Genomic DNA, 19,572 nt, shown 5'->3' with positions numbered 1-19,572 from the left:
AGGCACGAGGGCGGCCGATGATCAGACACCCTGGAGATCTCTTGAAATATCAGCCGCTACGTCCCGACACACCGGGCTTGACCAACACGATATGGAGTTGTTGTGGAGATCGATCGAAGGGGCGTTCATCGGGCATTTCTACGAACCACGGTGCGCCTCGGGCCGAAGTCGACGTCCCTCCCGTCACCCAGTGCAGTCGACTACGGTGTTCCCGGACATTCACCACCTGATCAGCCCGAACGAGGACCCGTGCAGACGACGCCGCTGAGCCCCGAGGACCCCGCCGAACTCGGCGGCTTCGAGCTGCTCGGCCGTATCGGGCAGGGTGGCATGGGCCAGGTTTATCTCGGCGAGTCGCCCGGTGGAGAGCCCGCGGCTGTGAAGGTGATCAAGGCCTCGGTCGTCGACTCCGAGGCCCGGCTGCGCTTCGCGCAGGAGATCGAGGTCCTCAAGACGATCTGGGGCCCGCGGATCGCCGCGTTCCTGGACGCCGACCCGGAGGCCGAGCGGCCGTGGCTGGCCACAGGGGTCTCAACCTGCGGCCCCGGCTGCTGATCGCCGACGTGGTCGGCCTCGGCAAGACGCTGGAGATCGGCCTCACCCTGGCCGAGCTGATCCGCCGAGGCCGGGGCGAGCGCATTCTCGTCGTCACACCGCAGCACGTCCTGGAGCAGTTCCAGCACGAGCTGTGGACCCGGTTCGCGATTCCGCTGATCCACCTGGACTCGGCGGGCATCGAGAAGGTGCAGCGGGAGATCCCGGCGGGGCGGAACCCGTTCACGTACTTCAAGCGGGTCATCGTCTCCATCGACACCCTGAAGAACACCGACCAGTACAAGCATCATCTGGAGCAGATCCGCTGGGACGCGGTCGTCATCGACGAGTCGCACAACCTGATGCGCAAACCCTTAGCGCCACCTGGCATTCCACGACCCCGCTTCGGACTGAGTTGGAACGTCGCGCGGCGTTGGTGGAGCTGGATGCACTCGTTTCCACTTGGCTAAGAGCTCGTAACACGATCATGATCGGTGCTTCTTGAGCCGCCTCCAGCAGATGAGGCTGCAGGCGAGGGATACGAACGCGTCGTGGAGTTCGGTGCGGCGTTCCCATCGCACGGCGAGCCGTTTGAACTGGTGGAGCAGGGCGAAGGTCTGCTCGACGACGTAGCGGAGCTTGCCCATGCCCTGGATGTTCGGGGCGCCTTTGCGGGAGATGACGGGCAGGATCCGGCGTCTGCGCAGCTCGTCGCGGTTGGGGTTGGAGTCGTAGCCCTTGTCGCCGAGCAGGGCCTCGGGTCGTCTGCGGGGCCGGCCGGGGCGGCCGGCGACGGGCGGGATGCCGTCGATGAGGGCGAGGGTCTGGGTGACGTCGTTGACGTTGGCCGCGGTCGTGATGACTTTGAGCGGGGTGCCGCGTCCGTCGCAGATCAGGTGGTGTTTGCTGCCCGTCTTCCGGCGGTCGACCGGCGACGGACCGGTGTCGGCGCCCCCTTTTTCGCGCGGATGTGGGAGCCGTCCACGCACGCCCTGGACCAGTCGAGCTGCCCCGCCGAGTTGAGCTCGGCGAGCAGGACCCGGTGCAACTGGTCGAAGACACCGGCCTGCTGCCACCGCTCCAGCCTGCGCCAGCAGGTCTGACCGAAGCCGAACCCCAGCTCCAGCGGCAGCAGTTGCCAGGCTATGTCGTTGTGCAGGACATACAGGATGCCTTGCAGGCACAACCGGTCGGGCACCGGCCGAGGCCCCGGCGACCGCTCCGGCCAGGGCGGCAGCAGCGGCTCGATCAGCGCCCACAAGTCGTCGTCCACGATCCACGGCCGAGTACTCACACCATCACGAACGGCCAAATCAACCAGCCGGTCACGCCCGATCAGACACCTGGGTCTGTCAAACGAGCGGCCCTGTCTCACTTTCGGTGGTGACGGCGCGTGCTGCTATCCGAGGAGGATGCGGTGGCGAAGCAGGGTGAAGCCGGCGCGTCCGTGCATCTGGCGCGCGATCCGCTTGGTCTTGGTGTTGACGCCCTCGGTGGGGCCGTTGCTGTACGGCAGCGTGAGGGCGGCGGTCACGGCATCGCGGTCTCGTTCCAGACCTCGGGCGAAGGCGTGCAGGTGGGGCAGGTCGGCGCCGCGGATCTGGACGATCCAGCGCGAGAGTGCGTCGGCATTGTCGGCGTGGGGCGCAAGGAGCGGGGCGAAAGCGCCGATAGCTGAGGCCAGTTGGGTCATCTCGGGGCAGGCGGCGGTGAGCTTGGCCAGGAGCGCGTGTTGCTCGGCCTTGAGGTTGTTGGGCCTGGTCAGCAGCATCCGGGCGAGCCGCCGTGGGGAGATGTGGCTGCGCTCGGCATCCGCGCGACCTTGGTTGATGTACTTGTGCAGGAGGTTTAGGCAGCCCGTGAAGCCCAGGGCCTTGATCTCTTCGAAGAGGCGCTGGACGGGGACGGCGGGGTCCTCGGCTCGGCGTTTGCGCAGGTGCTCGCGGTAGGGATCGACGAGGCTGGCGCGGTATTTGGGGACGAGGAGCATGCGCTCGGGCTTCTCGGCTCGCGCGTAGCGTTTGACGGTGTTCAGGGCCAGTTCCAGGCGGCGGGCGCATTCGAGCAGGCCCACGCCCTTCGCGAGCATGCCGTGGACCTGGTGCCAGCGTTCGAGGGTGGTCTGGGCGCGGGGCCCGTCGTAGATCGGCGCGTCCAGCACGGCGGCCCAGCAGGTGCTGTGCGCCTTGACCTCTCTGAGGGCGGCTTCGCACAGGTTGTGCCACACATGCCACCGGTCCGCGACCTGTACCGCGTCAGGCAGCGCGCGCCGGATCGCCTCAGCATAGGTCGCTGAGCCGTCACGGCACACGATCTCGATGCCCGGGTGCTCGCGCAGCCACGCCTCCAGGGTGTCGGCCGTGCGGCTGGGCAGCACGTCGATCCGCTCATGGGTCTCGGCATCGATGATCACGGTGGCATAGCGGTGACGCCGGCGCAGGGCAAAGTCGTCGACGCCGATCACGCGGGGCACCCGCCGGGTGGGCAGCGGGATGCGCAGCAGGGTGCGCAGGGCAGTGTGACGCGACAGGCCCACGGTGAGTATCGCCAGCAGACGTGCCCCCGCCCGGCCCGCTAACTCCTTGACCACGGCCTTTACCTGCTTGGTCAGACGAGCGGTGCGTCGCTGGTACCGGTCCAGGACACCGGGCACCTGTTCGCGGAAGGTGTGGCGGCAGCCACGCGTGGGACACACCAGACGCCGCACTCGCACACGGACCACCACCCGTCGTTCATCGACCGGCAGGTCCGCGACTGTCCGCCAGTGATAGCCGTGCACGCGTTCCGACGGGGCCCCGCACACCGGGCAGACCGCAGTGTCCCCCGGAGTCCGTGCCCGCACCACGATCCGCTCACCTTCGTCGACCACATCTGCGATGACCAGCGGGGACAGACCCGAAAACACCACATCTACAAGCTCGTTGACATTCCGCACGTCACGTCAACGACGAACCAGCACGCTCCGTCACCACCGAATGTGAGACAGGGCCGAACGTTTTACAGTCCCGAACACCTCAACAAGATCGTGTTACGAGCTCTAAGAGGGCGTTAAGTCCGTTTCTGGTAGCGGCCGCGTCCGGGCTGGGTGAGGAAGCCCTGACGAGTGAGTCGTCCCAGGCGGGAGCGGGTGACGTTGACCGAAGGCTCGTCGGTGGGTAGGCCGAGGTGTTCGTGCAGGTCGTGGACGCGGAATACCTTCGCGGGGTGCTCGTTGAAAGCAGTCACGATGCGCTGGTAGACGGTGTCGGTCTTCGCGGAAGCCGGTTCGTGGTCGGGTGGAGTGAGGCCGTCGATGACCTTTCGGGTGGCGACGAGCTCGGTCAGGCGGGCCTCGGTCTCGGCGAGGGCGGTGGTGAGCCGTTCGATCTGCTCGCGCAGGCTGTTGGCTCGTGCGGCGGCCTCGTCGTGTTCGGTCTGCAGCAGCCGCAGGAGTTCGTGGACGTTCACGCGGCCAGCTCCACGTCGTCCCGCCAGGCGGCGGTCGGGGTGGTGAGGCGGCGGAGCATGCCGGCGGTGGAGGCCCAGTAGACGCGGGAGGCCGCGTTGTCGGGCCGGTGGTCGTAGTCACGGGCGAGGCGCCGGTGCAGCATGAGGGTCCCGTTGACCTGCTCGACCACCCACCGCTTCGGCTGGGGGACGAAGCCCTTGCCTCTGTCGTCGGGGTTGCGCCGGACCACCTCGACAGTGATGTCCTTCACCGCCCCGTGGACGAACACGGCGTCCTTGAAACCCTGGTCGACCAGGACCTTTTCCAGGCGTATCCCGCATCGTTCGGACGCCTGGTCCAGCAGGGCGATGCCGGCCTCGTTGTCATGCGCGCTCGCCGCCAGGACCACCACGCCGATGATCAGACCCATGACGTCCACGGCGAGCCCTCGCTTCCTGCCGGGCGTCTTCCCCATGACGTCCACGGCGAGCCCTCGCTTCCTGCCGGGCGTCTTCTTGTTCACGTCCAGTCCCGTCGTCTCCTTCGGCACCCCGGCCGCCACGCGGACCGACTGGGTGTCGATGATCACCAGGGACGGGTCCTCTAATCGTCTGGACCGCTCCCGCACCTGACAGCGAAGGATCTCCTGGATCCGCTGGTCGAGGCCGTCCTGGCGCCACAGGGTGAAGTAGTAGAACACCGCCGACCAGGCCGGCAGGTCGTGGGGCAGGAGCCGCCACTGACAGCCTGTCCGGTTCTGGTAGAGCAGCGCGTTCACGACCTCGCGCAGGTCGCAGGAGCCAGGTCCCCGGTCGCCGACCGCGCCACCCGCGCCTGCTTCCACCCGGTGACCAGCGGTTCGATCAGCGCCCACTGTCCGTCGGTCAAGTCGGTCGCGTACGGCATCCGTTCCATGCCCGTGACTCCACCATGCACACGACAGGGTCAGAGCGTAGGACCGTCCAACCACCCACGAACGAGCGACACCACATCATCATGAACGGGACTTACTGACTTCGGCTCGTCAGGGTGACGTTGGATCGTCGAGGGTCAGGCCGGTGCCGGCTATGAAGCCGTGGAGGGTGTCGGGCCGGTACTGAAGGCGCTTGAGCCGGTTGCGTACGAGGGCTTCGAGTCGGTCGAGGGCGAGTACGGCGAGGTTGGCCAGGCTGCGCTTTACGTGCGCCCACACCCACTCGACGGGGTTGAGGTCAGGCGAGTAGGCGGGCAGCAGGAACACCGACAGCCATTCACGCTCGGCGATCAGCTCACGCATGGCGTGGGACACGTGGGTGTTCAGCCGGTCCCAGACGAGCACGATCGGCGCCTTGACGAGTTGGTGGACGCCGTCGATCAGCGCGATGAAGTCACGCTCACCCATGCTGCGGCGCTTGCCTTTGCCCGAGGGGTGGGTGCGCAGACGGTGGCACAGCCGGGTGCGGGAGCCGGGCCGCATGGCGATGAGCCCGGCCACGGACAGCCGGCCCGAACGTCGTCCGCTCACCGTCACCTGCGGAGTCACTCCGCGCCGGCCCCAGGTGCGTCCTCTGGGCGGCCGTCGGGTGAAGCCTGCCTCGTCCTCGAAGCAGATGTATCCACCCGAGGCCGCCCGGGCTCTTTTACCTCCGCCCAGGTCGCCTCCTTCCACGCGGTGACGGCCTGCTCGTCGCGTTCGGCGACCCGCCGCGGGGACCTGCGGGCTGAAGCCGAGCCGGTGCATCAGCCGGGTGGCACCCGAGACGCTGTAGGAGACGTGGAACTTCCTGCCGATCAGCGTGGCCACCCTCGCCGCGGTCCACACCTGGTCCTCCACCCAGCCATGCGCGGCCGGCCCCTGCTCGAGATACCCGGCGAGCTTCTCCAAGCAGCGCGGCGACAGACGGCATCGCGACCCGCTCGGGCCACGGGATGCCAAAGCCTCACGACCGCCGTCCCGCCACAGCTGGTGCCACTGGTAGGCCGATTTCCGGCTCACCCGCAGGCGCCTTGCGACCTCCGGCGGCTTGATCTTCTGCTCGAACAGCTCGGCTGCCTGCAGCCGTACCGCTTCCCGGCGCTGCCGCCCCGCAGCGGTCAGCCCGCCCCCATCCGCGTACCTCACACAGCACGGGATACAGCCACCGCTCCAGGCCCTTCAGGGATTTCGCAAAGATTCACCCTGACGAGCCGAAGTCAGTAACGCCCTCTCAGCAGGCGTGGCTGTGACCTGCGCACTGAAATCTTCCGTGCGGCGGCTCGGGGCTGTGCGAACGCAACGATCACCTCAGTACCCGGTGGCCGTCGCGTCTTGCGGTCTCTTCTGCGGTGGGGCTGGGGTCAGCGTTTGACGCGACTGCGGATGGCGAGGACGGCCAGGCCGAGGAGAATGGGTTCGGTGATACGGGAGGTCATCTCGGTGTAGGTGCCGGCGGTGGTGAGATCCTGGCCAGAGGAGCGGAAGACCACCGAGTTGATCACCACGCGCAGCGCCTTCTCGACCCGCTCGGTGGTGACGCGCTCGGACCACGGCCCGGTGGGATTGACCGGGTCGGGGGTGTCGGTGGTCAACGTGACTTCCTGCCCGACGGCGACCTGGCGGCCGGTGGTGGTTGGCTTCGGGTCAACTGCTGGCAAGCCCCACAGCAGCAGCGCGAGCAGGGTGGTGGCCATAGCACCCAGCAGCCAGGCCAGGGCGCGGGAGGCGCGCAGCCCGTAGCCGGAGACGGCCCAGTAGGCGGTCAGCAGCGCCCGCTCGGCCCGGGGACGGGAGGTGTCGTGGCGGCGCATCTCCATCTCGCCGTAGTAGAAGTCGGCCGCGTCCGGCTCGTTCTTGCCGTCCTCCAGCGACTTGCGGACCTGCCGATAGAGCGCGGCCAGCGCGGCTGGCTGCAAGACGGCGACGTCCTCGGGTGGTGGCGTCCAGCCGCGCGTTCGGGAGGAGGAACTGTGGCGGGCCCGGGCGCGCCAGTGGTGCTCCTCGACCAGCGTACGCCTCGCGCTCCACCGCCAGGGGTAGCGCCGATACCACCCGGTGCCGACGGGAACGCTGCCGAAGGTGCACCAGCCGTCCACACGGAGCTGGTCGAGGTGGACGGCCCCAACGAACCGGCAGACGCTCAGGTCGATGTCCTGCAGCACCAGGTGCGCGGCGTCGACTCCGCTCACGGACACCAGACGTACACCAACGTCCAGGCCAGACAACACCGCTTCCAGCAGTGAGGTCTCCCGGGAGGAGGAGAACGGCGTGGGCCGGGCGGCGACGGTCACCGGGTACTCCAGGACCGCGTCACGCAGGTCCAGTTCGGCGTAGCGGAGCCGCAACGCGGCGGTGGAAGCCCACCGCGTGCGCTGGCAGCGCACGGCTGTCGCTGCCGCCTCGATGGTCACGGCGGTCTCGAACACTGCCTCCGACAGATCCAGCGTCCCTTCGCACACCAGCGGCCCTACAACCGCAGTGCGCTCGAATACCACCCTTAAGAACGTGGCGTTGCCGCCGATCTGTGCCCCATCAAAAACAGCATTGCCACCGGTCTTCATTCCGTCGAATTGGGCGTCGCCGCTGATCTGCGCTCCGCCGAACACGATGCGCCCGTCGATCTGCGCTCGCTCAAGCACGACGTCGCCGTCGATCTGAGCGTGTTCAAACACGGCTCGGCCGCGGACCTGTGCCCTTGCAAACCGGGCGCCGCCGATCTGCGCCCTGGCGAACGAGGCGTGGCGGCCGATTCCCACCTCGCTGAACTGGGCATCGCCGCTGACCTGTGCCTCATCGAACCAGGCGCTGCCGCCGATCTGCGCGTGTTCAAACACGGCTCGGCCGCGGATCTGTGCCCTCTTGAATTGGGCTCCTCCGTCAATCTTCGCCCAGTCAAACCGGGCGTCGCCGGAGAAGGTGGCCCCATCGAACCGGGCGTCGCCAGTGAAGGTGGCTCCGCCGAACCCGGCGGTACTGGAGAAAACCGCGCCACCGAAATGGGTGTCATCGGCAAAGGATGCCTGATCGAACACGGCCATTCCGGGGAAGGTCGCCTCGCTGAACCAAGCTCGGCCAGCAAAGGCGGCTTCATGGAACAGGACATCGCCGGAGAAAATTGCCCCGCTGAACGAGGCATCGCCGGCAAAGGTCACTCCACGGAACATGACATCACCGGAGAAGTTCACGCGGTCAAACCGGGCATCACCGATAAAGGTCGCTTCCCGGAACTGAGCGATGCTGGTGAAGGTCACCCCGTTGAACAGGGCGTCGCCGGTGAAAGTCGCTCCACCAAACCAGGCAGCGCCCAGACTGGGCGGGGCCAGGCTCGCGTATTCATCTCTGCGAGCGTAGCTGTCGTCACTCAGCGCGCTGAGGAGCTGGACGAGCAGATGCTCATCGAAGGTGGTGCCGCGGTGGTCGATGTCGGCGCCGGGGGCCAGGCCAACCAGGTAAGCAGTGCGGTCGACCTCGCTCAGGTGGGCCAGACAAGCGGTGTGCCCGGGGACGTGGATGCCGCGGCAGCCCACCGGATCGGTCGCGGGGTCGGCGCCGTGGCCGCAGTGCGGCCACTCCGGCGGTGCAGGAGACGGGCCAGGGCTCAGGTGTGTCATGCCATGGGGACGCTCCGGCACGACCGGGCAGTTGCAGCATCCGGCCTCAGCGAGCGCGCGCTGGAACCATCGTTGCGCCGCTGAAGGACGCAGTGAAATGAATCGTGCGCTACTGAAGTCTTCGGTGCGGTCCGACAGCGCCCGAAGCGTAAGTTGTGCTCGCTGCGGCGGCCAAAGGCGGCGCACAGTACGTGAGTTCACGGCCCAGAAGGTCGCCCGGCTTCTCGGCAAGCAGGTGGATCCGACCGTCGGATCGCCTTACACCCGCCACGGTCGCGTGAGGCGTTGAACGCGAGTCCATCGCCGCCTGCCACGCAATTGGCCAGAGAACCTTGGGATCGCGCCAAGCTGGTTCGGCCCACCCAAGAAGCGTTCACCCGTTCGATATATCTGGGAGTGACCAGGTGCTCCGGCACCGAGCCGGCACCAAGTAACTCGGGGGTTCACCATGCGAATACCGTGGTCCCGTCATGCCCGTGGACGGACGCTCGCACTTCTGACCATCGCGGCCCTGCTGCCCACAGCAGCGCCGTCCTCAGCGGCTCCCGCCGGTGGCGACGACCTGCGCGTCGAGACGTACGTACTGCCTTCGGGGGCTTCGAAACCCTCGTTGGAGGAGGTGCGCAGCGGGCGCGCGAGGGAGGTCCTGCGTCGCCTGACGCGCGAGATGCAGTCCGAGGCCCGACTGCCCGCCGAGACGGTGGGCCCGGCCGCTTCGTACGCACCGCTGGCGAAGAAGCCGTCCGCCACCGCGCCTGCGCCTGAGCCGCAGAATCGCTCGACCGCCCGCCTCGCGCCGCTCGCCACCTATCCGGAGCCGGCCCGCACCATGACGTACGACGAGTGCCGGAACGGCCTCGGCAGCACGCAGAAGTTCTTCATCAAGTCCCGGTTCGCCGTCTGCTCAGGTGCGACGTTCCTGCAGACATGGTTGCGGAACAACCGGCCCGTCGGCGAGAGCATGTTCAACGTCCGGGTCGTGGGTACGATTGCAAAGAACAGCCGCGAGATCACGTTCACGTACTACTACACCGAGATGCAGTCGACCGGCTCGACTGCGACGGCAGCCATGCGGATCGAGACGAAGGGCACGATTCCGAAGAGCTGGCCCTCCGGCGTCCGTTACACCCACAGTGGCGCCCTGCCGGGCACCAAAACGTTCGACGAACTCAAGCGGCAGCGGACGTACACGCACAAGGTGAACGCCAAGCCGGGCCAAGGCAGCAGCGGCAGCACGGACCTGGTGTTCGCCGTGTACGAACCGGTCATCTCGATCACCCCGCCGCCCGGTTGGAAACTGGGCGGCGCGCTCACCGGCAAGCTGTTCATGCTCGCCCCGCGCTGGGATGCCGCCACCTACCTGGCGAACTCGACCGGCGGCGGGAACCCCTCACGGAAGGGCGCGGCTACCTTCAGCTACCTGCCCACCCTGACGTACAGCGCGAAGGCGGGGGCGGAGGAGAGGGCCGTCGCCGAGCACATCCGGACCGCGTTCACCAAGCCGCTCGACACCAAGCCGTACATGTCGGCCAAGAACGTGCCGGGCCAGGAGGCGAAAGCGCCGCTGCACCGCCTGGTGGAGAAAACCAGGAAGGAGGACAATCGTAAGGCCGCCGTCAAGCAGTGCAAGCGGTACTGGGGGGACGGCTACTCCTTGGGCGGCATACGGGAATGCGACGAGTACCCGTTTGCCACGACATACGAGGGCGCGGCGCAGGCCGACCACGATTCCGAGGCCAAGAAGTTCAACTTCTCGGTCCGGCCGATCGACAGGACGGAGAACGGTGCCGGAGGCAGTCTCCTGCTCGGGTTCTACGCGAAGAACCGGCTCGTCGACGGTCTACAGGACGGGTTCCTGGTGAAGATCACCTCGTGATCGACGGGGCGGGGACCGCCGGGGTCCCCGCCCTCGACGCGTCGTCCGCGCTACGCGGCGCGCCAGAACCGCACCAGGTAGCGCTCCACCCCCTCGGCGGTGCCGGTTTCCGCGGACAGTCGCTCGGCCTCAGCCCGGCCGACGCTGTACACCTGTACCTGCCATGTGCCGCCGCTGTCCGACAGCGTCACGCTGTGCTCGGTATGCCCGAGGCTCATCGACCAGACGGCCACGACACCGCTGGTCGACACGTACTCGCACTCCCCGTACTCGTCCCACCGTTCCGGGTCCTCCTCCGGCGGGCGCCCGGCCCACACCTCCGCGGTCACCGCGGCCGTGTGCGTGTGCCCGGCGCTGAAGATGTCGATCCTCCCGGGAAAGGCGGTGAGGAACTGTCCGAACACCGTGTCGTCGGGATACGGCACGGGGAGATCCGCATCGTCCGACTCCTGCAGGCAGAAGCTGTGATATCCGACGTCGGCGTCAAACTGCACCTGTTGAACCAGTTCCGTCACGCTGACTCCTCACCATGAGCTGACAACGTCTCTGCGAAACCGTAGCGACTCCCGCACGGTTGACGCTCGAAGTCCACACCCGACCACCCCGTGCCGCCCAGGGTGCCCTGGGACTCACAACGCGTGGCACGCGAACCAGGGAAGCAGTCCGGATTGGATGACGAATCCGGCCGTTCCGTCACGCGGCACGCGGCGCCCCCGACGCCTCGCGGACGATCACCTCGAACACGCACCCGCACGGGCGCCGGGCAGACCGACCAGTGCCGGCCCGCCGAGGCTCCGCACTGCCGTACCCGCGCATCGCACCGTGGCGGATGCTCGTACACCGGTCCTCTGTCGGCGGGTTGCTGCTGGTCAGAGCGGTAGGCAACCGCGAATGTGTTGACCGTGACGAATGATCACCGCAGCCACGACCGCCCACCCCGGGCCGCCCGGCGCCGGCTCCTGGCCGCGCGCTCCCGGCGTGTCGAACGGGGACCGACGCGCGGCCGCCGCTCGTTCGGGTCGTTGCTCTCACGGTCGTCGTGTTGCTCCGGCGTGGCGTCCTGATACCGGCCCATACTCACCGACGCGATGACGGTCGGCCCCGGTGACTCGTCGATGAACTCCCCACCCGGTCGCCTCCCTTGGACAGCAGACGACACGGGTGGGGTGCGTGTGCACGACGGCGCGGAGACCGCATCTCCGCACAGCGGATGCATCAGGAGGACTATCCCATGCACGACCTCTACAGCCTTCCCTCCGCGGGCGGCCCGTTCGAGAACTACTGCGGCGGCAACCAGGGCGGCGAGCACGAGACCTGCGTCGAGGTCGGCGCGCTCACCGGCTCCGGGACTGCGTTCGCCCTGCGGGACAGCAAGCCCGGCGGCAACGGCAGGGAGCTGCGCTTCACGGGAGCGGAGCTGGACGACTTCGCTCTCGGCTGGGCCAGGAGGCGGGCCCTGAGCATCTGACCGTCCGCCCTTGACCGTCTGGCACGACAGCGGGCCGCCCGGCACGAGCACGGGCGGCCCGCACCCTCTGGAGGACGCACATGACCTGGTCGGGACACTGGCACGGATTCGGCCCCTGGACCGGTACGCGGACGGCGTACGGGCAGGAAGGGGCGCGGCGCCCCGGACAGCTGACCCATGACGAGCAGACACGCACGTTCCTCGCCGGCACGCTGCCGCCCATGCAGGTGGGCCACTGGCTGATGCGCCGTGACCAGGCCGCCGCGCACCGAACGTGGACGGATCTGGGCGACGCGATGGACTGGCTGCGGAAGACCTACGAGGCGAGCCCGCCCTTCGAACGCGTGGACGGCGGGCGGGCATACATCGACCTGGACGTGAAGAGCACCTACGCGGCGGACGCGCTCGGGCGCGGCGTCGACGCCGTGTGGGTGCACTACGCGAAGACCACGAACCTCGTCTCCTTCTCCGTCGTGTGCTGCCCCCACCGCTTCCTGCGCGAGCTTCCGTGCCCGCTTCCTCCTCTGTCCACCGATGACCGCCATGGGTGACCGAGCAGCCGGGGCTTGCGTGCTCCTGTGCAGGACAGCGCCGATCACAGGGAGATCGACCGCAGCCGGCAGGCATTTCAAAGACGCCATTCGTTGCTCAGCAGCTCCATGAGGTGCTTCTGCCTCGTGCTGAGCAGGTCAGGGGTCCACTCGAGGTGCTGGAGTACTTGGGAGGTCAGAGCGAAAGGCACCACGCCACTGCGGCCGGTGAAGTACTTGGCCTTCTTCACAATGAAGTCGTAGTTCTGTGCCACGGAGTTCTTCGCCCGATTGAGAAGGACCAAGTTCGCCAGCTTGTGCGTCCACTCGGCGCGTTCATCGTCATCGAAGAGAGCGATCCACTGCGAGTCGGGCTTCGGGTTCTGCGGGAGGACATGCTCAACGGTGATGACGGGATGGTCGTAGGCAACCCCCTGTCCCTGGGCCAGCAGCTCGTCGAGCCGGAGCAGCACGTACTTCCGGATCTTCCCGACAAGGTACAGGTCGCCGTTCAGCCTGGCGCGGGTCTCTGCCTGCTCCGCGTCCGTCAACTCGAGTGCTTCCGAGCCGAGTCCGTGTCCCAGATCGAGCTGGCGCAGCAGCTCGGCATAGCGAGTGACCCGGGGAGTGGTGTAGACGCGTCGGATGAACATGCTGGCCGACAGCCGTTCCAGCGCCCCGAGGAACTGATCGAGCCACTGGGGATTATTCGCGTGGTTGCGCAGCGCCCATAGGGCGGCAGGCCTCCAGTCGTTGTTGTCGACCTGCTGGAGCCGTCTGAACCAGGCGTTGACCTTCTCGGCTCCCTGTGCGGCCTCATAGGTGGCATCGCGCACCTGAACATAAGCATCGGCATACGGACGGACGACGTCGTTGACGAACGTCTCAGCCCTGCCCGGAAGATAGTGGCTGAGCACCTGCTCCGGAAATTCCTTGAGCAGCTCCTGCTCGGCCCGCTTCTTGGCGTAGATCATGCGCAGATGGAGGAAGAGCTCCGCGAAGTCCTCCCGGCCCAGAGCTTCTTCCGCATCCTCCCACGCAGTGGCGCACTCGTCGGACGCCTTCGGCCCGAGATCGCCGATGATCTTCGACTTGAAGATGTCCGTGGGCGACAGGTCGAGCCCTCGGGAGTTCATCACGCTGAAGATCCGATGGGCGCTGTCGAGATCGGGAGTACTGACGACGACCAGATACGTACGCTCCCCGAGCATCTGCACCAGCCCGAGCCGACGCTCCTCCGACCAGTTGGCGAGCCTGCTGTGCAGAGCGGCGGCGTTTCGGAGGACAGCCTTCTGCGCGTCCGTGCTCAGCATCTCGGCGTTGAGCGCGCGCAGCGTCTTGATGGCCCCCATCGTCTGCACATATTGCCTGAAGAACCCCGCGTCACGTGGGCGCAGGGTGAGGCGCGGCCTCCTCGCCAGGCCCAGCATCTTGGAGCCCGGTTCGCTCACCAGCGTGTCCAGGTCGAGGCTCAGCTGAGGGTCGTCGGTGAGGTCGCGCAGCACCGACAGCAGGATGGTCAGTGTAGTGAGCCGCTGCTGACCGTCGATGACGTCGGCTCTCGATGCCGTCTGGCCTTCCTTGACAAGGACGATCGATCCGAGGAAGTACGGCTCGTCCGTCCCACGGTCGAGTGCCTCGACGAGGTCCGTCAGCAGTTGCACCGCCTGTTCCTCTTCCCAGGCGTAAGGACGCTGATAGTCCGGGACATGGAAGTCGTAGTCGCTGCTGAAGACCTTGTGCAGGGGCATCTCGTGCGCCTCGAGCTCTTGCATGCACCAATCATGGTGAGGTGCGTGCCGCCAGGGGCGGAAACCTGGATCATTGCCCCGGCGTCGTTCCCCGATGCTTGCGGGGCGACGCCGGTCGATCTCCTACGAGGCAACCGATGGATCCATACCATGTAGCCGGCGCACCAGGCTGACCATGTCGGCACAGTTCAGGGACCCCTGGGAGGCCGTTACCCTCCCGGCCACGAGAGACCAGGCCGTTCCGATCTGGCAGCTGACGGAGCGGTTCGCCCAGCGTCTCGACGGGCTCGGACGGCAGACCTGGGCGCAGGTCGCCGAACGGGCGGCACGGCTGGAGATCGAGCGTGAGCAGCGCATGGAGGCCGTCGAGCGGCAGCGGGAGGAAGCGGGCGGCCTGGACAACATCCACCTCCAGGACAGCTCCGCCGGCCGGCTCCGCCCCCGCTACCGGCACATCGTGGTGGACGAGGCACAGGACCTGCAGCCGGGCCACTGGAAGATGCTGCGGGCGATGGTCCGCCGGGACCGCAACGACATCTTCCTCGTCGGCGACACCCACCAGCGGATCTACAGCAGCCAGGTGACTCTCGGCAGCCTCGGGGTCAACATCCGCGGCCGCAGCTCCAAGTTGTCGCTCAGCTACCGCACGACGCGGCAGATCCTGGGCTCCGCGCTGGGCGTACTGAGCGGCGAGGCGTTCGACGACCTGGACGGCAACGAGGAGAACCTGGCGGGCTACCGGTCGGTGCTGAGCGGCGGCCTGCCCGCCCTTCATCAGCATGTCGGCTGGGAGGCCGAGCGGGAGGGCATCGCGGAGCTGATCGCCGGGTGGGACGACATCCCGCTGGAGCAGATCGGCGTCTGCGTCCCCACCAACGTCATGGTGACGGAAACGGCCAATACGCTGCAGCAGTTCAGCATTCGAGCCACCGAGATCGGCCCGGACGGCCCCCGCGGCGACGAGGGGGTGCACATCGGCACGATGTTCCGATTCAAGGGGCTCGAATACCAGCGGATGATCATCGCCGGTGCGTCGCAGGGTCTCGTGCCGCGTTCGGACATCCTGCGGTTGCGCTCGGCAGACGCCCTGCGCCATCGCAAGGAGATGCAGCGGGCCCGTTCGCTGCTGTTCGTCGCCGCGACGAGGGCCCGCGACAGCCTGGACATCTTCTGGCACGGCACCCCCAGCCAGTTCCTCCAGCCGCTGCTGTCGACCGCCTGATCGCGCATCGCCGCCGTGCGGCCTCGGCCACGGCCATGGCCGAACCGACGCGACGCGCGTGCCACAGCACCGGCCGCACCGTGCCACGGACGTCTCACCAGAGCCTCATCCGCTCGGCCACGGCGACCGCTGGAGGACGTGCAACGGTTGCTGCACTCTGCCCTGTCGGACGATGCGGTCGCCACACTGTGGCGGGCGGCGTTTGGCCGGTGGAACGACAGCGACGAGTTCGACGCCGACGGCCGGACGTGGCTCGGGCGCATCGCCGAAGTGTGCCGGGCGCGGTTGTTGAAGGACGTGGACCCCGCTTACGTCCCCAGGTGTCGGCCCGAGGCGTACGGCGGGCCGCAGTTGGGGATGGTCGCGATCATGACAGAGATGCCTCCGCAGGAAGCACCCGCTGCGAAGACCCCGGGAACCCCGCGCCCCGTACGGCAGTTGCTCGCCGCGTCCGTCGGCAACGCGGTGGAGTGGTACGACTGGTACGCGTACACCTTCCTCGCCACCTACATCGCCGACCAGGTCTTCCCCAAGAGCTCCGGCAACTCCCTGGTGCCGCTGCTGTCGACGTTCGCCGTCTTCGCCGTCGGCTTCTTCATGCGCCCCGTCGGCGGGCTGCTCATGGGCGCCGTCGCCGACCGTCACGGCCGGCGCCTCGCGCTCACCGTCACGATCCTGCTGATGGGCGGCAGCAGCCTGCTGGTCGGCCTGACTCCGACCTACGCCGCCGCGGGCATCATGGCGCCCGTGGTGCTGGTGCTGGCGCGGCTGCTGCAAGGGCTCTCCGTGGGCGGGGAGTTCGCCGCGTCGACGACGTTCCTCGTGGAGTCGGCCGGGCCGGGGCGACGGGGGTTGTTCTCGTCGTTCCAGTACGTCTCCACGTCGATCGGCCAGCTCGCCGCCTCCGGCATCGCCGCGCTGCTGGTGAGTGTGCTCGCCCAGGGGCAGATGGACGGCTGGGGCTGGCGCGTGCCGTTCGTCGTCGGCGCGCTGCTCAGTCTGGTCGGCTTCTGGATCAGGCGCGGCGCGCACGAGACGCGCAGCGCCGAGCAGCAGCGGGGCGAGCGGCCGGGCCTGTTCGACGCGCTGCGGCACCATCCGCGCGAGTCGCTGCTGATCTGCGGCATCACGGCCGGCGGCACGATCGCCTACTACACGTGGACGTCGTACCTTCCGACGTACGCGGAGCTCAACACCGACATCGACAAGGCCGACGCGCTGCTCGCCGGGACGCTTTCACTGGCGTTCTTCACCCTGCTGCAGCCGATCGGCGGGCTGCTGTCCGACCGCTTCGGGCGCAAACCGTCGCTGCTGTTCTCCGGGATCGGCTTCGCGGTGCTGAGCGTGCCGCTGCTGCGCGCGGTGAACGGCTCGTTCCTGTCACTGCTGCTCGTACAGTGCGCGGGCATGGTGCTGCTGACCGGCTTCACCTCGATCTCGGCGGCCGTCAACGCGGAGGTGTTCCCGGCAAGGGTGCGCGCGGCGGGCATCGGTTTCCCGTACTCGCTGACCGTCGCCGTCTTCGGCGGCACCGCCCCCTACGTCGGCACGCTCTTCAAGGACCTCGACCGCCCCGGTCTGTTCCCCTGGTACGTGGCGGTGCTGTGCCTCGTCTCGTCGGCGGTGTACCTGCGACTGCCGGAGAGCGCGCACAAGGAACTGGAGCGGTGACGCGCGGGGGCGGGCCGGGTCCGTGCGACCGGGCCCGCCAGGGCTTCGTCGCTTTCCGAACCACCCTGCGGCCAGAAGCCAGTCACGGTGCGATAACAGATGCGGCCGGTGGGCGGAAACGGCCGAACCGGACCCCGACCCGCTCCGTCACAGGGGCACTGCGGCCTCCGGCCGCGGAACCGCCTCCACTCGGCACCGCCGGCCCTCGGGGAAACCATGCGCAAGAACACCACACGTAGCTTCGTCAGGGAGGGCGTGCTGCGCTCCGCGGTGTGGCGCGGCGGACAGTGGCGCGATTCGGTGCTCTACTCCATGCTCCGCGCGGAGCGGCCCGGCGGCGCACCGATGTGAGTGCGGGACGATGAACGACCTGACGGTGCATGACCGCCTCGCCGCCCGACATGCCTGCGCTGCTTGACCGGCGATCTCGGTTCGATGAGCGACTCGACGTCTCGATAGCCTTCGTCGTCATGATGCGCGCCTGGCTCCTGCCGACACTGTTCGTCCTCTGCGGCGCATTCCTGGCGACGGTACGGGCCTTCAACGGGTCTCCCGGCGCAGCCGCAGCACTCCTGGCGGTGTTCGTGCTGCTCGCCGGCGTGAACTCGCCGCTGATCTTCCCGAAGTCGGTCGGTGCCGAGGAGGCACAGCGCCGCAGCGCGGTCGACGCCCGGCCGGTCGTCTTCTGGAGGCCGGGCTGCGTGTACTGCCTCCGGTTGCGCATCCGCCTGGGCCGCAGCGCACGCCGACTGCACTGGGTGGACATCTGGCGTGACCCGGCCGGCGCCGCCGTCGTGAGGGCGGCCAATGACGGCAACGAGACCGTGCCGACCGTCGTCGTGGCGGGGCGGCCTCATACCAACCCCGACCCGCGATGGGTACGTGAACAGCTCTCCCGTTCCGCATGACCGCTTGTGCCGCTGCCGACAATGGACAGGACTGATCCGCCGGCGGCCGCAGCAACCGCCGGCGGATCTGCGCTCGTTGACGCCATCCGCCACGTTCAGCCCGCGAAGCGCGCCATCCACGCCTCGACCTCGTCCGCGGCGCGTGGCAGACCCGCCGACAGGTTCTCGTGGCCGTCGTCGGTGACGAGCAGGTCGTCCTCGATCCGGACGCCGATGCCGCGCCACTCCTCGGGCACCGTCAGGTCGTCCGCCTGGAAGTACAGGCCCGGCTCGACGGTCAGGCACATGCCCGGTTCCAGCACACCGTCGGCGTACTCCTCCGTGCGGGCCTGTGCACAGTCGTGGACGTCCAGGCCCAGCATGTGGCCGGTGCCGGCCATGGTGAAGCGGCGCTGCAGGCCGAGTTCGTACGCGCGGTCGACGGGGCCGTCGATGAAGCCCCACTCGACCAGCCGTGCCGTCAGGTGGCGTTGGGCCGCCTCGTGGAAGTCGCGGTACGGGGCGCCCGGCTTGACCGCCGCCATGCCGGCCTCCTGGGCCTCGTACACCGCGTCGTAGATCTCGCGCTGCAGGGGCGTGAAGGTGCCGCTGATCGGCAGGGTGCGGGTGACGTCGGCGGTGTAGAGGGAGTGCGTCTCCACTCCGGCGTCGAGCAGCAGCAGGTCCCCCGGGCGCACCGGGCCGTCGTTGTCCGTCCAGTGCATGATCGTGGCGTGCTCGCCGGCGGCGCAGATCGAGCCGTAGCCGACGGCGTTGCCCTCGAGGCGGGCGCGGCGGAAGAACGTGCCCTCGATCCAGCGCTCCGACGACGCGATCGCCCGGGAAAGGTCCCCGACGACGTCGGTGAAGCCGCGCACGGTGGAGTCCACGGCCTTGCGCAGTTCCCCGATCTCCCAGGCGTCCTTGACGAGGCGCAGATCGCTGAGCGCCTCCTCCAGTTCGGCGTCCCGCTCCGCGTCGGTGGTGACGGCGGCCTCGAGGGAGGGGTCGATCCCGCGGACGATCCGGGTCGGCGTTCGGGAGGCGGCGGCCAGGTCGGCGGCCGCGGTGCGCACGTCGCGGCACGGCAGGCCGAGCACGCGCTCCGATTCGGCGAGTGAGCGGCGCCGGCCCGTCCACAGTTCCGCGTGGGCGCCCGTCCAGAACTCGTCGTCGTCCCTGCTGTCCCGCGGCAGCTGATAGCAGTAGGCGTCGTGGCCGCCGTCCGCGCGGGGCTCGAGGACGAGCGCGCCGTCCCGGACCTGGTCTCCGGCCATGTGGACGTAGCCCGAGTACGGCCGGAACGGGTAGGTGTCGTCGTTCGAGCGGACCTTGAGGTTCCCCGAGGGGATCACGAGGCGTTCGCCGGGGAACCGCGCGGAGAGCGCGGCGCGGCGGCGGGCGGCGTGCGGGGCCTGCTCGGTGAGTTGGAGGCCGTGCCGTTCGGTGTCCGCCCAGCCCGTCCGCATCAGCGCGGACAGCTCTGCGGAGATCCCCTGGTAGAGGCCGTTCTTCCGGCGCTTCGCCACGTCGTGCACCTTCTTCCGTTGGGCTTCCATGCGGTTCCGTGTCTCCACGGGCGAGGGCGGGCAGGCGCACCGTACGGGCAGGGTGCGCGCCCCCGCCCGGTGCGGCTCCGG

15 protein-coding genes and 3 pseudogenes are annotated in these 19,572 nt (G+C 68.3%); 9 read left to right on the top strand and 9 right to left on the bottom strand.

Translation table 11 applies throughout. From position 1 onward, the window contains the following. Window positions 1-249 precede the first annotated feature (249 nt). Together OGH68_RS30440 and OGH68_RS30435 are read left to right on the top strand one after the other, a co-directional pair. A complete protein-coding gene (locus OGH68_RS30440) occupies window positions 250-555 on the top strand; it encodes a hypothetical protein (protein WP_264248477.1) in 306 nt (101 codons plus the stop codon). Further along, window positions 528-905: pseudogene (locus OGH68_RS30435) on the top strand (SNF2-related protein); the annotation flags it as partial. The gene OGH68_RS30440 and the pseudogene OGH68_RS30435, both read left to right, overlap by 28 nt. Window positions 906-1,019: 114 nt before the next feature. On the opposite strand, the gene OGH68_RS30430 reads toward OGH68_RS30435, so the two are convergent. The 6 genes and pseudogenes from OGH68_RS30430 to OGH68_RS30405 all read right to left on the bottom strand — a co-directional run bounded on the left by OGH68_RS30430 (window position 1,020) and on the right by OGH68_RS30405 (window position 8,527). Beyond that, window positions 1,020-1,828 (bottom strand): IS5 family transposase gene (locus tag OGH68_RS30430; protein ID WP_264248475.1). Its coding sequence is split into 2 segments (ribosomal slippage): window positions 1,020-1,508 and window positions 1,511-1,828, totalling 807 coding nucleotides; the frame shifts between segments, so codons are not numbered across the junction. Window positions 1,829-1,933: 105 nt separating this feature from the next. Further along, window positions 1,934-3,439 carry an ISL3 family transposase gene (locus tag OGH68_RS30425; RefSeq protein ID WP_264250361.1) on the bottom strand — a complete coding sequence of 502 codons (1,506 nt, stop codon included), beginning with the start codon at window positions 3,437-3,439 and terminating at the stop codon, window positions 1,934-1,936. A 143-nt stretch (window positions 3,440-3,582) separates the two neighbouring features. Continuing rightward, window positions 3,583-3,981, bottom strand: coding sequence for a PspA/IM30 family protein (locus OGH68_RS30420; protein ID WP_264244456.1), 399 nt, complete (start codon window positions 3,979-3,981; stop codon window positions 3,583-3,585). Then, window positions 3,978-4,876, bottom strand: a pseudogene (locus tag OGH68_RS30415) (IS5 family transposase). Before OGH68_RS30415 ends, OGH68_RS30420 begins: the two are co-directional and overlap by 4 nt. 109 nt (window positions 4,877-4,985) lie before the next feature. Further along, window positions 4,986-6,062, bottom strand: coding sequence for an IS630 family transposase (locus OGH68_RS30410; protein ID WP_264248474.1), 1,077 nt, complete (start codon window positions 6,060-6,062; stop codon window positions 4,986-4,988). A gap of 215 nt (window positions 6,063-6,277) precedes the next feature. Next, window positions 6,278-8,527, bottom strand: a complete 2,250-nt coding sequence (locus OGH68_RS30405) for a pentapeptide repeat-containing protein (protein ID WP_264248471.1) — start codon at window positions 8,525-8,527, stop codon at window positions 6,278-6,280. Window positions 8,528-8,975: 448 nt separating this feature from the next. On the opposite strand from OGH68_RS30405, the gene OGH68_RS30400 reads away from it, so the two are divergent. Continuing rightward, window positions 8,976-10,403 (top strand): hypothetical protein, encoded by a 1,428-nt coding sequence (locus tag OGH68_RS30400; protein ID WP_264248469.1) that lies wholly within the window; start codon window positions 8,976-8,978, stop codon window positions 10,401-10,403. 50 nt (window positions 10,404-10,453) lie between these two features. On the opposite strand, the gene OGH68_RS30395 is transcribed toward OGH68_RS30400, so the two are convergent. Beyond that, complete coding sequence (locus OGH68_RS30395; protein ID WP_264248468.1) at window positions 10,454-10,918, bottom strand: hypothetical protein; 465 nt, start codon at window positions 10,916-10,918, stop codon at window positions 10,454-10,456. A 716-nt stretch (window positions 10,919-11,634) separates the two neighbouring features. Here OGH68_RS30395 and OGH68_RS30390 point away from each other — a divergent pair. Further along, window positions 11,635-11,871 carry a DUF397 domain-containing protein gene (locus OGH68_RS30390; RefSeq protein WP_264248465.1) on the top strand — a complete coding sequence of 79 codons (237 nt, stop codon included), beginning with the start codon at window positions 11,635-11,637 and terminating at the stop codon, window positions 11,869-11,871. An 80-nt stretch (window positions 11,872-11,951) separates the two neighbouring features. After that, window positions 11,952-12,422 (top strand): hypothetical protein, encoded by a 471-nt coding sequence (locus OGH68_RS30385; protein WP_264248464.1) that lies wholly within the window; start codon window positions 11,952-11,954, stop codon window positions 12,420-12,422. Window positions 12,423-12,499: 77 nt separating this feature from the next. Here the strand turns inward: OGH68_RS30385 and OGH68_RS30380 are convergent, their stop codons facing one another. Continuing rightward, window positions 12,500-14,176: a DUF262 domain-containing protein gene (locus OGH68_RS30380; RefSeq protein WP_264248462.1), complete on the bottom strand. Its 1,677-nt coding sequence runs from the start codon at window positions 14,174-14,176 to the stop codon at window positions 12,500-12,502. 217 nt (window positions 14,177-14,393) lie between these two features. Here OGH68_RS30380 and OGH68_RS30375 point away from each other — a divergent pair. The 4 genes and pseudogenes from OGH68_RS30375 to OGH68_RS30360 form a co-directional block, all read left to right on the top strand. Continuing rightward, window positions 14,394-15,374, top strand: a pseudogene (locus OGH68_RS30375) (UvrD-helicase domain-containing protein); the annotation flags it as partial. A 357-nt stretch (window positions 15,375-15,731) separates the two neighbouring features. Beyond that, window positions 15,732-17,045: an MFS transporter gene (locus OGH68_RS30370; protein WP_413471137.1), complete on the top strand. Its 1,314-nt coding sequence runs from the start codon at window positions 15,732-15,734 to the stop codon at window positions 17,043-17,045. A 216-nt stretch (window positions 17,046-17,261) separates the two neighbouring features. Further along, window positions 17,262-17,396, top strand: a complete 135-nt coding sequence (locus tag OGH68_RS30365) for a hypothetical protein (protein WP_264248460.1) — start codon at window positions 17,262-17,264, stop codon at window positions 17,394-17,396. A gap of 119 nt (window positions 17,397-17,515) precedes the next feature. Next, window positions 17,516-17,953, top strand: a complete 438-nt coding sequence (locus tag OGH68_RS30360) for a glutaredoxin domain-containing protein (RefSeq protein ID WP_264248458.1) — start codon at window positions 17,516-17,518, stop codon at window positions 17,951-17,953. A gap of 95 nt (window positions 17,954-18,048) precedes the next feature. On the opposite strand, the gene OGH68_RS30355 is transcribed toward OGH68_RS30360, so the two are convergent. Continuing rightward, complete coding sequence (locus OGH68_RS30355) at window positions 18,049-19,491, bottom strand: aminopeptidase P family protein (protein ID WP_264248457.1); 1,443 nt, start codon at window positions 19,489-19,491, stop codon at window positions 18,049-18,051. Window positions 19,492-19,572 lie beyond the last annotated feature (81 nt).

The organism is Streptomyces peucetius (genome assembly GCF_025854275.1).
GTDB lineage: Bacteria > Actinomycetota > Actinomycetes > Streptomycetales > Streptomycetaceae > Streptomyces > Streptomyces peucetius_A.
Note: the sequence above shows the minus strand (reverse complement) of the source record. Positions and strands in the feature narration are given on the sequence as shown.

What these genes read in the sequence shown, in the direction of transcription:
- OGH68_RS30405 (WP_264248471.1), bottom strand. Translation starts at nt 8,527, where the DNA reads ATGACACACCTGAGCCCTGGCCCGTCTCCTGCACCGCCGGAGTGGCCG.
- OGH68_RS30400 (WP_264248469.1), top strand. Translation starts at nt 8,976, where the DNA reads ATGCGAATACCGTGGTCCCGTCATGCCCGTGGACGGACGCTCGCACTT.
- OGH68_RS30390 (WP_264248465.1), top strand. Translation starts at nt 11,635, where the DNA reads ATGCACGACCTCTACAGCCTTCCCTCCGCGGGCGGCCCGTTCGAGAAC.
- OGH68_RS30385 (WP_264248464.1), top strand. Translation starts at nt 11,952, where the DNA reads ATGACCTGGTCGGGACACTGGCACGGATTCGGCCCCTGGACCGGTACG.
- OGH68_RS30380 (WP_264248462.1), bottom strand. Translation starts at nt 14,176, where the DNA reads ATGCAAGAGCTCGAGGCGCACGAGATGCCCCTGCACAAGGTCTTCAGC.
- OGH68_RS30370 (WP_413471137.1), top strand. Translation starts at nt 15,732, where the DNA reads ATGGTCGCGATCATGACAGAGATGCCTCCGCAGGAAGCACCCGCTGCG.
- OGH68_RS30365 (WP_264248460.1), top strand. Translation starts at nt 17,262, where the DNA reads ATGCGCAAGAACACCACACGTAGCTTCGTCAGGGAGGGCGTGCTGCGC.
- OGH68_RS30360 (WP_264248458.1), top strand. Translation starts at nt 17,516, where the DNA reads ATGATGCGCGCCTGGCTCCTGCCGACACTGTTCGTCCTCTGCGGCGCA.
- OGH68_RS30355 (WP_264248457.1), bottom strand. Translation starts at nt 19,491, where the DNA reads ATGGAAGCCCAACGGAAGAAGGTGCACGACGTGGCGAAGCGCCGGAAG.